At 37.1% G+C, this 17,368-nt stretch carries 13 protein-coding genes; 9 read left to right on the forward strand and 4 right to left on the reverse strand.

Translation table 11 applies throughout. The features are described from left to right. Positions 1-2 precede the first annotated feature (2 nt). The 4 genes from LMJ53_RS14145 to LMJ53_RS14160 all read right to left on the reverse strand — a co-directional run bounded on the left by LMJ53_RS14145 (position 3) and on the right by LMJ53_RS14160 (position 4,427). The gene (locus LMJ53_RS14145; RefSeq protein ID WP_229587699.1) at positions 3-2,033 is read right to left on the reverse strand and encodes a DNA phosphorothioation-associated putative methyltransferase; all 2,031 of its coding nucleotides are present in this window, start codon (positions 2,031-2,033) and stop codon (positions 3-5) included. 2 nt (positions 2,034-2,035) lie between these two features. Further along, positions 2,036-2,578, reverse strand: a complete 543-nt coding sequence (locus LMJ53_RS14150; protein ID WP_229587701.1) for a hypothetical protein — start codon at positions 2,576-2,578, stop codon at positions 2,036-2,038. A 4-nt stretch (positions 2,579-2,582) separates the two neighbouring features. Continuing rightward, complete coding sequence (locus LMJ53_RS14155) at positions 2,583-2,783, reverse strand: hypothetical protein (RefSeq protein ID WP_229587703.1); 201 nt, start codon at positions 2,781-2,783, stop codon at positions 2,583-2,585. A gap of 627 nt (positions 2,784-3,410) precedes the next feature. Continuing rightward, complete coding sequence (locus tag LMJ53_RS14160) at positions 3,411-4,427, reverse strand: tyrosine-type recombinase/integrase (protein ID WP_229587828.1); 1,017 nt, start codon at positions 4,425-4,427, stop codon at positions 3,411-3,413. Between the two features lie 338 nt (positions 4,428-4,765). Between LMJ53_RS14160 and LMJ53_RS14165 the strand changes: the two genes are divergently transcribed. From LMJ53_RS14165 to LMJ53_RS14205, 9 genes are all read left to right on the forward strand, one after another. After that, on the forward strand, positions 4,766-5,386 hold the full coding sequence (locus LMJ53_RS14165; protein WP_229587705.1) for a hypothetical protein: 621 nt from the start codon (positions 4,766-4,768) through the stop codon (positions 5,384-5,386). A 962-nt stretch (positions 5,387-6,348) separates the two neighbouring features. Continuing rightward, positions 6,349-7,446 (forward strand): hypothetical protein, encoded by a 1,098-nt coding sequence (locus tag LMJ53_RS14170; protein WP_229587706.1) that lies wholly within the window; start codon positions 6,349-6,351, stop codon positions 7,444-7,446. Between the two features lie 2 nt (positions 7,447-7,448). Beyond that, positions 7,449-8,525, forward strand: a complete 1,077-nt coding sequence (locus tag LMJ53_RS14175) for an AAA family ATPase (protein WP_229587708.1) — start codon at positions 7,449-7,451, stop codon at positions 8,523-8,525. 716 nt (positions 8,526-9,241) lie between these two features. Then, positions 9,242-9,385, forward strand: a complete 144-nt coding sequence (locus LMJ53_RS14180; RefSeq protein ID WP_229587710.1) for a hypothetical protein — start codon at positions 9,242-9,244, stop codon at positions 9,383-9,385. Between the two features lie 109 nt (positions 9,386-9,494). Beyond that, on the forward strand, positions 9,495-9,872 hold the full coding sequence (locus LMJ53_RS14185) for a hypothetical protein (protein WP_229587712.1): 378 nt from the start codon (positions 9,495-9,497) through the stop codon (positions 9,870-9,872). Positions 9,873-10,109: 237 nt separating this feature from the next. After that, complete coding sequence (locus LMJ53_RS14190; RefSeq protein ID WP_229587714.1) at positions 10,110-11,033, forward strand: hypothetical protein; 924 nt, start codon at positions 10,110-10,112, stop codon at positions 11,031-11,033. A 646-nt stretch (positions 11,034-11,679) separates the two neighbouring features. Next, on the forward strand, positions 11,680-12,645 hold the full coding sequence (locus LMJ53_RS14195; RefSeq protein WP_229587716.1) for a DNA replication terminus site-binding protein: 966 nt from the start codon (positions 11,680-11,682) through the stop codon (positions 12,643-12,645). Between the two features lie 291 nt (positions 12,646-12,936). Next, positions 12,937-13,725, forward strand: coding sequence for a metallophosphoesterase (locus LMJ53_RS14200; RefSeq protein ID WP_229587718.1), 789 nt, complete (start codon positions 12,937-12,939; stop codon positions 13,723-13,725). 59 nt (positions 13,726-13,784) lie between these two features. Further along, on the forward strand, positions 13,785-17,327 hold the full coding sequence (locus LMJ53_RS14205) for an AAA family ATPase (RefSeq protein WP_229587720.1): 3,543 nt from the start codon (positions 13,785-13,787) through the stop codon (positions 17,325-17,327). Positions 17,328-17,368: the final 41 nt, after the last annotated feature.

The following is a 17,368-nucleotide window of genomic DNA, read 5'->3' on the forward strand; positions in this document are numbered from 1 at the left end:
ATTTATATTGAACATAAAGTGTAACCGTTAATTCTTTGTCTGCTTTGGGCTAATATCTCCAACATCTGTGCGTAGTTGATATTTGTACAGTCATTTGCATTGCAGCTAAGTTCTTTAAGAAGGCGTTTATTAAACGCCTTTTGCTTTTTGTAATCATCAAAAGTGTCATCAATATAGCTAATTTTATCTAGTAGAAGAGGTCGTTTTTCAGGGTGTATGTAATCGAAAAAGTCTACTTCTTGCTCAGCCATTTTAATTTTAACGCGCTCTTTTAGCTGTGGTAATGGGGAGTCATAAAACCCCTCATACCCTAACAAGGTCACTTTTCCTGAGTGAAAGTGAATTTTAATAAGTTGAATGTCATCTAATTCCCCATACATTTGAAGTGCCGCGCCAACATACACACGTAAAACTATCGGTAATAGGGTAATAAAGTCTTTATGTAAGGTTAAACTGTGGGCTATATCATGCTCGAAGCCTATTTGACTTGCTGGCAATAGGCCCTGTGCTTCCAAGCAAATAGTTGCTATTAACTCATTATCAGCTATAAGAAAAAGTAGTTCTTTTGCTTGTGTTAATGCAGTAGTGTAATTTCCAAAAAATGTCTTAATGTCTCGCTTAAGACTTTCAGGCTGATGTGTATATCCTCTGTTTTTTTGAAACTGGGCCAAGGCAAAATATACAAGTAGGTCTTCTTTGCGCATGGTTGCAGCTTGGTCAAACTCGTCCTGACTAAACCATTTGGTGACTAAACGAAGTGCTTTCTTGGGTGAGCCTACAACGTCGATTAGTGTTTTATACTCACTAAATTCATCTTCTACTGGCAAACGACCAAATTCTAAACAACATTTCCAAAAAGCCTCAAAAAGCAGTTGGTGTTGCGTAAACATTAAGCGTGCTTGGCTTTCTGAAACCGGTTCAGGAGCAGTTAAATGTTGCCATTGGTAATGCCGTTTTTGGCGGTTTTGTTGAAATTGTTGTTCAAGATCTTTATCACGAAACACATAGAAAATACCGGGACTAATCGCAATGGCGTTCTCATCAAGAGTTGTTTCGATAAATTCTTTTAGCTCACTTTGGTTGTAGTACTTCTGAAAAGTATTACGTGATGTAATAACACCATCTTTATAGGGCTGAAACTGCGAGATGTAGCTTTCATTTGCAAGCATAGCTGACACAACGAGCAGTTTTTGTGTGAGCTCCCAACTGCCGAGCAGGGCATCTAAACGTTCGTCTTTGTCTTCAATAACATTAATAACAAAACCAATGTTCACAATATCCGAGCTAACTTTGTCAGCATCTGGTCTAAAATTAGGATCCCAGCCTACAACATCTAAGCCGTGCGCTTCTAGTTCACGCAGATCGTCACCTCGGCCACACCCATAATCGAAGATTGAATAATCGCCTTGCAGAAAACCGTGTTTAGCCAAGGTTTTCATTGGTGCGGAGAGTTCATGTCTAACTAAAGCTGTTCTGTGTCTATCGATATTATGCTCATCATTCATACTTTGTACTGCTGAACTTCTGAATAATCTGCCATCTACCAATTCATATCCGTGTTTAGCGATAAGTCGTAGCCAGCTTGCTTGAAAGCCAATCATACGAGGGTTATCGTATAAACCTGCCGCTTCGCCTTCTTGAGTAATAGTACAAAAACTATCGTATTCAGGGTGTTCAGGTAGGATAAAGTGCTCTTTTCTATGAAGAATTGGAGGGTTGTCGTGCTCGTGATAGTGTGTAACACGATGTTGTAGCTTGATTAGGTCTACAGAAACACTTTGTTTTAATGCGGGATAGGCTTCTGTATAAAAATCAGGGTAACTTAGTAAAGATAAACGAAAATTGTTTTTAGATAGTTTAACGATGTTCCAATCTTCCTCGGCTATCTTGAGTGCGTTAGCGACAACTTGAACGAACTTAGCCAATACAGGCGGCATTGCAGAAAATGCATCCTTGTGCAGATAAGTTGCATCTGGAAGTTTTTTTCCAGTAGTTATTTCCTTAACTAACGCACTAAACTTTTCTGCATTCATAGTTAAAGCTCTTTTGCCAAAGCTATCGTTTTATCACCCTTCGCCTTTTTACCAGGATATCGCCTTCCAGCTAAACTTTGTTGCATGATCTGTAAGTGCCTTAAGCGTTCGTCTGAAACGCTAATATGTATGGGCCTGCAGCGGCCATAAAAATAAAGTTTGTCAAAAGACAAATGTTGGCAAATAAACAAAGCTACTTCATGCATTCGGTAATCATAGCTTGAAATTACGAAGTCACAAGCCGCACCATTGCGTGAACATATTGTATTCCCTTTTGTATTTCTCTCCGCGCAAGCATGTTGGTCTAATATGGGAGCCGTCCCTGATGGTGATTCTTTCTGAATAAAACGAGTAAGTGCTGCGTTAGTAAAGCCATATGTAATGGTTATAGCGCCTAAGTTTTCAGATAACGGTAAAAGAATCTGTTGAACAAGCTTTTGAAGCATTATTGCTGAGTCTTGGGATGGTGAGTTATCACCACTAAACAGATGTTTAAGTTTGTGCCAATTTATAAGCTGATTATAAAGCTCATCATAAGATTGCACTGTATTAGTTCTCAGGCTGCTTAGATATCAAGTACATAAACTTATTACCCTCTTTTCGAAAATGCAATTTTCTGGCTAAACGTAAATGCATGAGTTGGCAATCGGATATTTTTAGTACTTGCTTAGTTTGTTTACTGGTTAACCAAACATCGTCATCAAGTTTCTGTGCAGCTTGCTCTGATGCTTCTTGAACCCTTATAGTCATTACTATTCATCCGGATTGTAGGATGCAACTTTATTCAATTAAACATTAAAGAATATGCACCGTTTATCTAAAACATCGGTCGTGGTGTTGCAGCATTTTTGATAGGCAATTTTGTATAAAATACTTCGATGAATGCCGGTTGCTTTAGGGGTATATTCATAAGTAATTTGCCAAATTTCATTAAACCACTGATTAGTTTAATAAATCATATTTTATCTGACAATTTACAGTTTTTTATAGTGTCTGCCAGATTAGATTTGAGTCAGGTTTTTCTACTCCTAAACCTGCTTTCCATCCTGCAAAAGATTCGCTAACTCTATACCACTGCGCATATTCAAATGATCAGTTAAGTCATTATTGTAATAAACCAGCCGTTCGTCCAGATATTTTTATAGTTCGACCAAATCCCCATAAAGCTTTCACGAAACGTAATTTATAAAAACGCCTGCAATATATTCTTGTTGTACTCTGCAGCTTGGTCGCAAAACCTTGGATTCTGAGATCTTTAAAGAAGCGCTGGAGATAGTACAGTCAAAAAGTTGATATCGTGTATACCATTGCTGCCATCAGACGATTCTTTTTCCTCTGAATAGTAACCGCATTGTTTTTCTAATTACTTAACCTATCTTATCGCCCATTTTTTCTCGCCATTTCTGCAGCAGCGGAGTTTTTAGCTCTTATTTTTCGTGAATAGAGTAACGGCATCGCTTGATCTCGCCAGCCTCCAGCCAACTGAATTTTTTCGATGGAAATCTCTGCTTTTACCATGTCTATAACAGCGCCAACCCTAGCAGAGTGGCCTGATAGACTGACATTAGCTGCTTTAAAGGCACTAACAATCACTTCATAGCTAACCGGAGGGGATTCTTCATGCGCTATATAGGGTTTTATTGTTCCCGCTGAGGTCAATGCACGTACCAGATAATCCTTATTTGATAGCCCAGTTCTTTCTTTCCACTGCTCTATCAACTCCATTGTTGTTTTACTGATATACCTATATGCACCAATTGCTTCACGGTCTGATTTAGTCCTTTCAACGAACACAGTACCAGTTCCGTCTTTTTCTTTATCGATATGACTAAGTTTGATCATCCTCATTTCACTAGCTCTGCATAACGAATCATAAGCGAGGTTAACTATCATGGCGTTTCTGAGTGACATAAGATTATTCGCATCAATTTTACTGAGGTGTTCAATCAACATATCAGCAGTTAGTGGCTCCGCTTGCCCAGCTGGTTGAGCCACACTTTTTATCGTTAAGCTTATATTCTTCTTTAGTTCATGACTTGTTAAAAGTGGGTTAGGGCAACCGAAATAGCTAAATAACACCTTTAAATGATGCAAACGCCGCCTAATTGTCTTTATTTTGTATTTTTTACTAAGGTAGTCTACATAGGCCAACATGGTTTCAATCATGACATCTTCATCATCTGGTACAGCTATCAGTCCTATTGCCGCGCTCTCTTTTATAAATCGTTGGTAGCAGCTCCAGTCTGACTTCATCGCCTTTTGAGAGTTTATGGGCATTCTGGCAAATATGGTTTTTAAAAACCTATCGAATTGATGGTTTGCACGATCTACATTGCCATGAGTAACCAAGCTCTCACTTTTTAGGTTTTTTGCAGAAATGAAGTCACTTTGCATCACAAATCTCAATTAAGACATAAAACGGATAAACAATACCTTAAATTTGTGATAATGCAACAAAACAAGATAAGCCTTATTATTTTGTTATGTTATAAAAACACAAAATTAGGCAAGCAAAGAATTACCTGTAATCATTTACTATATTGCATGAATAGTCACTAGCTACGGAGTAAATCGGAAACAAAAAAGCATTACAGGTAATTAATTTGATCTGTAATTTTTGCTAATGCGAACGCAACCAAAAAGAATTACCTGTAACACTTTTTGTGTTGCGTATATTTATGAGTTGGAGTAGTATTTTTGAAATATAAAAAAGAATTACAGGTAATTATTAAATGATTAAAGTAAGAGCGTCAAAAGTGGATAAAACACTGTGGCCAGCATTTGTATCACAGCAGAAACACTTTGAATCCATGCCAATAACTTTTTTTAAAGACGCATCATATCCTTTGCCTTATGTGCCCGGTGAAGACTTTGCATCCGACATGGCAGTTTTATCTGAATACCTCACCGCTGAAGCACTTTCTAAAATTGTGACTCGGTACCGAACCTTTAAAACCCGTTCAAAAAGTAACGTAACAACCATTACTCTAAATAACAAAACAATCCAAAGGTTGAAGCAATTTGCATATTCAAACGGGTATGAATTCGATACCTACGATGGCCTGATTGAGTTGCTAATTGATCCCGAGGATAGAAAGGAAGCTGAAACCCTTGTCGAAGATCCAACATCAGCATTAACGCTTGATCAATCATTTAACATTTCAAGGGCAAAATTAAAACTTCGCAGACATACTTGGTCAACTATTGTGAACTACATAGACTACGCTTACCGCGCTGGTTGGTTAGCATGTAAGCATTTATCGGGTAAGAATAGAACTCAGAATGTATTAGATGAGCAAGCAGAACACTTTATGTTTGAGGTTCAAACAGGCATAAAATCTAAAAAAAACTAGTTATATTTTAGACAGATATAAACGTCTAACTACCATCACAGTTATTTAAAAACGGCAGTTAAAATGTAGTATTACTTAAAAGGCTATTCAAAGACCCATCTCAACAAACGTATTACGACTATTGATTGCAAACAAACACGGTGACGATAGCTAAAAAGTAGTTTGTGGATCGATCTGAAATAAGAACTCGTAAGCTGCCTCAATAATCTTTTTATTTTTTCACCAAAAAGGCAGAAATCACTACAGTTTTCGGTACTGGAGTATATCAAAGTAGTCCAGACTAAAATTAACTACACTGGTAAACTTATCCTCTTCAACGGCGAGCATAAGCTTCTTACTTGTCATCCTTGTACTGAAATTCAGGTATGCAAGCATGTTCGGACAATCACCACGGTTTCAGTTTGTGTAAGAGAGCCATCTAGCGTATACAAACCTTATTTCTAATACACATATTCAACTTAATTATGAATATCCAAGCTTAAAAGAGTGCTTACAGCTTATTTCAGATCCAATTAATCATTACACTTACTTATTTACCTATTACTCAAACGTTTAAACGTTCCCTACGACATAGCCTTGGCTAATATTTAAGCTTAATAATAATACTCATATCTTCAAATTTAGATTTTCATCAAAGACAACTGTCGCTTTAAATGAACGTCTTAGAAATGACGTTTAGAAAATGTTCTAAACTGAAATCAAACCTTATTTCTAAGACGGTTTAGTCATCCTTACACCTTATTTATAAGACAGCGAGAGATTTTTATACCTTATTTCCAAGACGGCAGGATCAGAAATACAACTTTTAAAGCTTATTTTTGATCCAGTTCAGATTTATTTCTTAGTTTTAAGCTTATTTCTAATACATTGTATAAAAATCAGTTGATTTCATCAGTTCTTAAGGTAGGCTAGAGTGAATTTGTATTAGAACTAAGGTTAGTTTCAATCAGGGACTTCAAAATATGAGTAAGAAACAGGTTGAGATAAACGAGTTAGATTTTTTGCACAATGACTTTCTTACTGAAGTTAAAGGTGATCAACCTGTCAGCAGTTCTATGTTTGACAAGATCTTTATCATGGGCAACCGTGTGCCAAAAGAATTAATAAGCAGCATATTGTCATCTCCAGAGAAAATAGAACAAATGTTGCTTGCTAACTCACCACTTATCCAAACGCAAATTTTGAAACCTTATTGGAAAGGCAAAGATGCAAAATTTAATAGCATAGATGTCGATATATATGGGGCGGTTTGTCTTGCAGATGATCGGCATTTGCTTGATGTCATAATAGCGCACGGGAGTATGATAAACGATGCGTCTAAATATACATTAAGGCAGGTAGCTGAGGGCTGTAAACTTAAAGATGTGAAGTGGGAATATGTAAGGCAGGATGCTATAGATAGACCACTAATAAACCGTGGCGTCTTTTTTCATATTACATTTAATGAAATTTGCAAAGGTATGGGGATCGCCCCGCAAAAACAAAATAGATTCAAAATTTTAGAACGCTTACAAAGACTTTCTATCATGCATTTAGCTTTAACCCCAGTGAAAGAGGGAGTGCCTTTGCATGAATATAAAACCGCATTTTCTCTTGTTGATAAAGATTATTATGCTTTGCTAGACGTATCTAAAATTAGAAATGGTTCGTTTACGGAAGAGACCCACACTGATTTGATAGTGAGTATTTCTGAATATTACTTAAAAAGTCTAAAAAATGACGGGATAATCAGCAGAAAACGTCTTAAAAACCATTATGTCAGTTTGGTTGGGAAAAACTCGATCGAAGATTTTTATAAGTTTTTAGATAGCCACAAGCGAGATTTTATCCATGGACAAACATTGTCATTTTTATTAGAAAAATACTTTAACAATAAAATGACAACGTTTGGCATAAACCTTCGATTTAAGAAAAAACAACTTTTTGATCAAGTTGTACAAGACAAAGATAAACTACTGACGCATTTCAATTTTATTCTAACACCCGTCGATGAGCATAAATCTGATCATAAGCTTTTATATACAGAGAAACTTAAAGAAACAGAAGGTCTTAAGGCTTAGTCATGTCACTCATAAGAACAAACATAGATAATCTCAATTCTATAAGCAAATCCCAGAACAAAAATTATATTTTAAAAGGCCTTTCTAAGAAACGTATTGGATTTATTCTATCTGCTCCAGACGTAGGTAAAGGTTACTTATGTTTATCAATCGCCTATGAGTTAGCAAGCGATGTTCCATTTCTTAAATTAAAAGGCAGTCCAGGTTATTTTAAAACCCTGTACTGGCCAATTGAGGATGGTGTGGATGAAGTTGCAAAGCGTATGTTAGGACACATGCAATCAATGCCTGCTGAAGTTGTCAATAGAATTACTGAGAACGTCATGCTCTGGGATAGTCATCATCCACTTTGCACTTTACGTAATGGCTTGGAAATAGAAGGGAGCGAGCGAGCGCGAAATGAATTGATTAAAGCATGCCAAGGGGTTGATTTACTTATTATTGATACACTTCGTGAAGCAGCCGGTAATGCTGACGAGGTAGATGATGACCAAACTGTTAAAAGAATTCTACAAGATATAGCAATCCAAGCTGATGTTGCTATTCTCGTTGTTCATCATTTAACTAAGGCTGCTATTAGGGGTAATGAAAAAATTAGTAATGTAAGTGGCTCTGGTTTTTCAACCACTCAAGCAAACAGCCGAATGCATTTATATCTTGACCGTGTTGAAGGCAAGGTTAGGGGAGATTCAAAAACCACTCTTTCACATATTAAAGCTAATTATATTTCAAAAAATGACCGTTTACTCCAGCATAAACTGCAATGGAATGAAGATTCTCTACTTTTTGATGCTTTAAACACTGACCTTTATGCTGTAAGCAATCAAGTAAAATCTATCGAACCATCTTTATCTAATGTAGAGCAACTACCTGATGTTCCGTCACTCCAGGCTATTTTGGCGAATAAGCAAGAAATCGTTGAAGATGAACCTAAGGAAATTACTCTTAGCTCATTGATATTTAGTCAAAGCTCAATTGATAAAAAAGCGTTGCAACAGAAACAAGATGAAATAGTTACAGAAGAAGATAAAGAACAATTAAGACTGTGGCATGAGCGTAAAAAAAGAGATCAGAAGTAAGTTTAAAAACTAACCAAAGGATCGCTAATAAGCCTTAATTTTAGACGGCTAGATCAGAAATAAGCTTTAATGTATTAGAAATAAGCTTTAAGAGATCGTCATTAAGCTTATTCCTGATCTTTAGATCGAATATAAGCCTCAAATCTTCCTATATAACTATATAACCATATAGTAAGGATCATGAATTACAACCAAAGCTGATGCTTTGGTCGTCAACCTAAAAGCTTTAACGCTCGCTACAAGCGACCATTAAAGCTTTTAGGTTTAAGTTAAAGTCCTGCTGTCACACTCAACGACTAAATACACTACATCTTAAACAAGTAAAAAAATTAATTATTCTTAATTTTCCATATTTAAGATATTTTACTTTATTAACGAATTTTAACTTTACGTAATTACTAGTTGTTAATGCAGATAACGGCTAATTTAAACATGCTCCTTTTTGTGAGTAGGTTTGTAAATATCCCTTTTTGTCATTTTTTATCTTCTTAGAAAACACTACCAATTTGGTCCTTGCCATTTGTTAATGGATTTTGTTTAATAACTACATAATTTATGTAAAAAATGATTTTATCTGTGCAGTTTTTTCATTTTATTAGTGCAATATGTATGTGTGATATAGATAACTAGTTGCAGAGAAACGGTTTCATATTTACATATTCAAGCTTACATCGGCGTTAGTTTTTGTCGAATATCAATTTCAAGGGAAACAATTAATGGAATATACACTTGTGATAACAATTTCGTATAAAGGATTAATCAAAGAGGTTAATGAACTTATTAAGCAAGGGTGGGTTCCTCAAGGGGGAGTTATGGAAGATAAAAATGGTAGGTGTTTACAAGCAATGATAAAAACTTAAATTATCATTAGTGCTTTTTTATGAGTACCGAGGCCCAACAAGGACCAGAATAAAGCCACCGTTTGTTGCTCTCTAACGCTATGTTAATTATCTATAGATTGGAATTACTATGAGATTAGAAAAAGAAATCAAAGTTTTAGAAGCTTTAGCAAAGGGAGTAGATCCAATTACAGGTGAATTTTTTGATAATCAATCTCCATATAATCAGCCGGAGGTAATTAGAGTATTATTTACTATTTTAGCTGAGTTGAAAAACCCAGTAAAAAAAATGAAATCACTAAAGAAAACAATAGAAGAAAAACAAGCTGAAAATATTAAAAATGGTTTACCTAAAAATGCAGGGCTTCCATGGACTACTGATGAGAAAGAACAACTTGTTCATAAATATAAGTCAGAATTTTCGATAGACGAATTATCAGTAATACATGGCAGAACCAAGGTAGCTATTGTTGCTGAGTTAAAAAAACAAGGTTTAATCGAAGATTAGCTGTTTATAAGGGGTCTATGCTCAGTCACTTCTACTATTAGCGTACAGTAAGCAAACTTGCCATAAATTATTGCATATGTCTATTGGGCCCGAAAGTCTCATGGTAGTTGCTTCGTCTCCTTCATTGATAGCTTTAGTACATATATTTTTTTTAGCTATTTATTGCCATATTTAGGAAAGTTGCGGTAGATTAACTTGATATTAAACTATGTGCATTAATTGAAAGGGACTTGAAAAATGCGTATTTTCAAAAAAATGATTATGGCTGGATTAGTTAGTGTATTGGTCGTTAGTTGCGCTAGCACTGATAGTTCTAAAGGTACAAACGGTTATCCAGTATTAAAGGTATTATCGAGCAAACCCTATGTGTGGGATGACTCTATTTCAGAAGCGCTAAATGTCGCTCGCATGGCTCAACCCGCCGGCGTTGGCAATGGTATGAAAGACTTTGCTGATGGTACTGAAGCAAACACTGGGCGGATCGGTGGTGGCACCCGCACATTAGATGCTGGTTTAGGCCTACTCAGCCAAGGTGTCTTTGGTGTTATCTCTATGGAAGCACTCAATTCTGGTGTTAATCGTAAAGTTGATTGGAAACCATCAATTGTTGATTTTGTACCTGTAAAGTCAATAGACGAGTTAAATAAATTTTCTTCAATTCAAAAAATTCTTAGTGAAAAAATTAAGGATTCATTAGCAGCAGAATATCCAGATCTCATTTGGCATGGTGCATATACTTTAAATGACAAAAGAAGATCTCATTTATTTAACACAGACTTTCTGTTTTTCGATAAAAAAGCTTGTGATGAATCTTATAAATTTTCATTAAGCGATAAAATTAATGCGAGTTCTGGCTTTAATAAAATACCACAAGGCACTTTTTTTGAGGATACCAGTAGTATTGAGGAATATTGCGAACTGGGTGGCTTAATCTCTATTGCTGGTAAAACAGTGATTGACGGGGATGAGTACTATATTATTGTTTTTAAAGTTGAATTTGGGCATTATTTTAACGAAGCTTTATCAAAGCATTATGATGGATACCTCATCATGCCAGATTATTTTAACTTTGTAGCCATTGATAAACCTGTACGTATTAATGTAAATAGGGAATATGCTTCAGTATTTAAAAAAGGCAAAGAACTTCTTTTTCAGAGATAATAATGCCCCGCTGCCGAGGGGCATTATTATCCATCAAGTGGTCCTATATCTATATTGCAAACTGTAGTTCTGGGCGTTACAAAGGGGTCATGACTGTTAATAATAACTGTATCTGATCATCGCTTTGCATGACACGAGCTTGCGATTTATAAATATAGCCATCTGCTCTCATTCAAAATGGCATAGTCCTCCACTAAATTAACAGGCCACCATTATCACCGCCGATTTAGGTGGGGGAAAATGTCAAATTTCCAATTGCGATTCATGTAATTAAGCGAAGTGAGTTTTTTGCATCAAGGTAAACCGCGATGGATACTTTTTCTACCCGCGATGTTAGTACATCATACCTATATAATTTCTGCTAAACCCTGGCGCAAAGCGCCAGGTCTGGTCCTCGAATGTGATCAGTTTATTATTGCGATGTGAGTGTAAAAAATTAGTGGCAAATAACAGAAATGTGCTAACTGTACTCCGGTCGTTTGGAATTTTGACTTGGGTTGGTTGTTGTTAATCTTTCAATGTTTAATATGGTATGATGTACTAACCTTGGTCTACAATATTTATAAATTTTTGATATTGCGGCTGGATCGTAACCAGTAACCGTTGCGTTCAATAGGGTATCGCTAAAGATTAATAAGAGCACACTATGTCCGATTCACACATCACACCGAAAAAACACCCGTTAGTTGACGATGGCGAATTTGCCGCAAGAGTACAACTCTCCTTTGCAGATATTCGAAAAGAACTCACCTTGTTTGAAAATGAACTGAATGACCATGGCTCCCTGATCCGTGCCGAGGTCTTCCGCTTACCCCCGTTTCACGATGACGATATTGGCGAGTGGCCAGAACATATCTCCGTGGATACCATCACCGGTGATGACGCCTACCACATTGCCATTGCACACTTAAAAAGCATGGATCTGGAGCATGACCACTCCAATCGTATTATTCCGCGGTTGCCCGGCATCATCTGCGTTTCGCATCCGGATCCGCTATCAATGCTAGCGAGATTAGCCACCATCAATAAGAAGAAAGCTGACTTTCACCAAATGGTGCTAAGTAGCCACTCCAACCGTGATGTACGCTTTGAAGCGTTACTGCGCTCGATGCCCAACGTTGTTAAGCTTAAAGCGTTTCGAGGTACCTTGTTTGCTAATCGCGCACTTTACTCCGTGGGTTTCACTTGGAAGAATCGGCGAGCCAGTAAACACCTCACTAAAAAGCAACTGCTAGATATGCTAGATAAAACCATCAGCTATTACGAAAAACGTTTCCCGCTGTCTGAAAAAGGCGAAGCAGTACACGAAGAGAAAAGGGTGATCAGCCAATATCCGGCAACCAGCCGCTTTTTAATGACTCGCCCACTTCGTGTCGCGCCTGCCATGAACTTGCGCTACATAAAAGATGCGCCACTCTATCTGGGGCCCGATCTCAAAGCGCCTGTAGACATGATTGCCCACTCACCTTTATTCGTTTTTAACCAAAATGTGAAGTGCCATCCACTCAAACCGTTTCTCGCCGATGAAGCGCCTAAACCTAAAGTGATTGACCGTCCTTTAGTGATTAAACGATTAAGTGTCTACTTTGATCCGATAGCATCAGCAAAATGATAACTGTTTTATTATTTGGATAACTTAAATTGCGAGCAATAATGATTTTTTTGTTTAGATAGAGAACCACACCTAATGCTTGGCACTTAAGTCGTTTTACAAACATAAGTAAGTAATCAGATCTCCCATCTCATGCGTTCTTGAAACTTTAAGAAGCCTTTAAAAATCCACGAGTACCCAAATTAGGTATTCAAAAATGTTGTTTTTTTCAATATCGATTCTCCCTCTGACTTGAGTAAAGCCATTTATATCAGTAAAAATAAATTACAAACCTTATTTGGAGATTCGAAAATGATTACTGATTTTAGAACAAACGTAACAGGTGGAAAAGACTATGTTGTGGGTGACATTCACGGGTGTTATTCATTGCTAAATTTTGCACTTGAGCAACTTAACTTTGACTACAAAAAAGATCGTCTAATTTCTTTGGGAGATATTATCGACCGAGGTCCAGAGTCACACCTATGTATAAAATTACTAGAGCAACCTTGGTTCAAAGCCATTTCAGGTAATCATGAATCTATGTTTTGTGATTTTGAAAAAGACAAATTCACATTTTTAACAAACGGAGGAGAATGGATTTATAAGCATGACTATGATGGTTTTAATAGTATGCAAGAATGGTACAAACACTATCAAGCAATCACTCAAGCACTTCCTCGAGCTGCAACTGTTAAAACTCCACAAGGCTTCGTTATTGGTCTTATTCATGCTGAGTACCTTGGCGCAGATTGGAATAAAATCAATCTTAATGCCTCATCCCTTATTTGGGGACGGAATCGCATAAGAAGTCAAAACACCTCTAAAGTAAGTGGGGTTGACCATATATTTTGCGGCCATACTCCTGTGGATGAACCTATTACATTGGGGAACACAACCTATTTAGACACATGTGCATTCTTCGATGGCAAATTATCAATAGCTGATTTATCCAAATTCTGTCCGGATACACCAATGGATTGTATTACAACGTTTATTCAACATTCTAATGCGACAGGAACTCATTCGGTTAAATGTGATGTGAGTGAAGATATGTCATCTATTTGGAGTATCGAGATTTCGATTCCAACTGGCATTTAAATAGAACGCTCTCAACGATTTGAATTTTTCAATTAATTAAACGTGTTCCTGGAGTTTTTATGAGTTTTAATAACCTAGATGAAAATGAAATTCTTAAAGAATTGGCAGAATTAGAGGAGCTATGCCTGACAGACCTTATAAGTGATGGCTTTCTTATTTCTTCAAATAATGATGAGCTGGATAAAGAGATTGCAGATTTTTCAGGCTGGGAGTTAGAAGAAGTGAAGAATGAAACAAGTTTTGGAGTTAGTGATTCATCTCAACATAACTCTGAAGAAGAATTAGCCATATTAGATTTTGAATCAGGCTATGAGACCCCGAGATGCAAAGTTAGAAATCGAAAAAACATTCTTATGCGCCAGCCAGAATTCGCGTTGCTTGAATCAGACAACGATGATTTACGTCAAATAACTTCTCAAATTTGCTATTTATTGACAAGTAGTGCACTTGCTAGCGGTCACATTGACAGTGTTGATTCAATTATCACTTCAAGTCCTCAAACTGAGTGCACTGAAGTAACATTAATAGCTGCACTTTTCGGGATAAGTAGTGTAATGAATAGAATTGCTGCTGCTGCAGGAAGAAGTTGTGTTGAACTCAAATTTCCTGAAGAAATCCTGAAATTGCGTAAACAATTGTCAGAACAGGTAGGCAGAAGAACCTATGCTGTAGAAAAAAAAGGCGGGAATAAAAACTGGTTTGAGCATATAGAGGGTGTTAAAGCCAAAATTAAATTCAGCAATTGTGCTAAAAAATGTCTTGAATATTTTATCAAGATGCCCGTTCCATTTGTTGAGAGTTATGAGCTTGATTATGACAACCTAGGTGCTTTTTTCAGCGGTGAATGGATATGTGATTTTGGATCTGATTTTCTTGAGAATATTTGTTCATTAAACCGTTCAAAGCACTCTGTAATCTCTAAATGCTCGAAGACTATAGAATTAAGAAAATACTGTGATGAGCGTATTTTTGGACAGCTAGACGCTACTTCTTCAGTTGCTGATATGGTGTCCGCATCACTTAACAGCAAACAAAATAGCTGTTTGGGAATTATTACCTTTATGGGAGCCTCAGGGACAGGCAAGACGGCCTTAGCAGAGTCTTTAACACCGGCGATAAATAAAGTATTTGGTTCAGGTTTTCATACCTTAATGCTAAATATGGAAATGTTCAGTGACGAAAAGTCAGCATTAAAGCTGTTTGGCTCTGGCTCTCAGTATGTTGATTCTGCACTTGGAGATCTGACCACAGAAATAATTTGCTACCCTCGAACGGTTATCATAGTAGATGAAGTTGAAAAAGCTCACCCCTCAGTTATCCAGTCTATGTTAACGCTTTTAGAGAAAGGTAAAATTAAAGACCAAACTACCAATAAATTGGTAGACTTTAGTCAGTGTTTTTTTATTTTTACTACTAATCTTGGACAAAAAGCAGTGACAAAGGGCGCGTTTGAAAGTGCTACCGTAGATTTGAAATCACTTCTTGCATCAAATCCGAGTCGTAAAGGGTTATCGCCTGAGTTCATTAGTCGCCTCTCTACAGGATTTATCGCCCTCTTTAAGCCTCTTACGCCTAAAAGTTTATTAATGCTGGCCGAGAAAGTTGCTTATAACGTACCGAAAGAATATGACTTTTTCTGGCCGCAGAATATGGCAGAGCTTATTCTGGAGACTTTAGGAGGTAACTTAGAGCCTAGAAGTATAATTGCTCAGCCTGCAAAATTACGCAGTCTTATCTTGAACGAAGTCTGCAATGTAATTGAAGAACATGATACCGATCCTAAAATTAACATCGTTTTTCCAGAGGACATTTCTGAGTTTTGCTTTGCTGTGCTAGCAGACGAGCCTCAGCTAAAAAAATTGCTTAAAACCCAATTTAAACAATGTGTTGTGATTACTTCTGAAGCTAAGCTTAAAACGCTAAAAAATCATAAGCAACTTACATCCTTGCTATTGCCTTGTTCAGTCTCTGCAAAACTACTCACTGAGGCAAAGAAAACAGGCTTAACTTTGTATGGCATCAAGTCAAACCCTATAAGTTACAAGCAAAACGAGGAACTCGAGGGGTTTGAAAAAATCTATCCTCTTGTGGATTTTAGCGTCGCTGCATTTGGCCTGTTGGTAGAAAAAGTCGCGAAACGTCAGCGCTTGTTGAAGAATATGGCACAGTGGCGCTCACGAAATATGGTGGTTAGTTTTGATTATCAGCTAGATGTTAACCTGAGTGAAATTAAAATCACCATGCAAAATCCCAAATACGAGCACTGCTTCAGGCATGAAGATTTTGAGCCAGCATTTATGCAAACACCCTGTATGCCAGACATATGTTTTGATGACCTGATCGGCATGGATGAGCTTAAGCAAAAAATGGGATTTGTCATGCAAGTTTTGCGAAGTGACAACAGTGTCTTATTGGATATGCCCAAAGGCTATTTACTTGAAGGGGCTCCTGGCACTGGTAAGAGTCACTTTGCAAAAGCTGTGGCTGCCGAGTGTAAGGTTCCATTTTTACCAGTAAATGCAGCTGATTTGACCTCTGGTAATGTGGTCGAAAACATTAACCATTTATTTGATGTAGCAGAACGTTATTCACCTTGTATCATATTTTTTGACGAATTCGATGCCATTGCCATTGATAGACAAAATAGTAACACAGGGAGTAGATTGGCAGTGAATACGCTTCTTACTCGACTTGATGGCTTCAGTAAGAGTCAATATCCCGTATTTGTGCTTGCAGCTACTAATTTTGTTAACAAATTAGATCCTGCAATTAAGCGCCATGGCCGCTTTGATAAGGTAATAAACATACCATTACCGGACATTCAATCCAGGATCTGCTTTGTTGAAAAGTGTGCACAGAAATATAGCTTTGAAATACCTATAAATGTAGTGCAGGAGTTTTCACGTAAAATCGAAGGTGTTGCATATGGTTTTATTACGAATATCTTCAGGGAAATTCAGTTAAAGATTCTTACCGAAAACACTCCATTCAATATTGATATGCTTTATGAGCAGATATTGATAGAGACCATCGGTAGAAAAAAAACTGCAAAATCATTAAATACTACATCACGGCGAAAAGTAGCCTATCACGAAACTGGCCACTACCTTTTAAATAAGCGTTGGTTTCCAACTATGCGCTGTACGACTCTAAGTATTCAAGAATACGAGGGTGTAGGGGGCTTTGTAGAGTTTGAATCTTACGAAGGGGATAACACCAATACAAGTGCATCGTTCAAAGCCAAATTACAAGTTCTTCTTGCTGGGCGTGCAGCAGAACAGCTGTTAAGCAAGTGTCCTGATGAGATCACGACTGGAGCAAGTGACGATATCAGTAAGGCAACAGAATTGGCCAAAATGGCAATATCGGATTTTGGCCTTTCTGAGACACTAGGATTGGCCGATTTTAAACAACTACCATTACAACAGCAAAAAGTGGAGCAGGAAGTGCTGATGTGGCTAAATGAAGCTTACAATGCTTGTAAGAGCTATTTGCAGCAACATTGGGATCTGGTGACAACAATTGCTGAAGCACTTCTTGAAAAGGAAGTGATGAATCATGATACGTTGGATTCAATAGTAACCAACACACGTATGCATTAAATATCTTTTTTATAAACCAAATTTAATTCTACTTAGGGGAT

Source organism: Rheinheimera sp. UJ51, assembly GCF_020819615.1.
Lineage (GTDB): Bacteria > Pseudomonadota > Gammaproteobacteria > Enterobacterales > Alteromonadaceae > Alishewanella > Alishewanella maricola.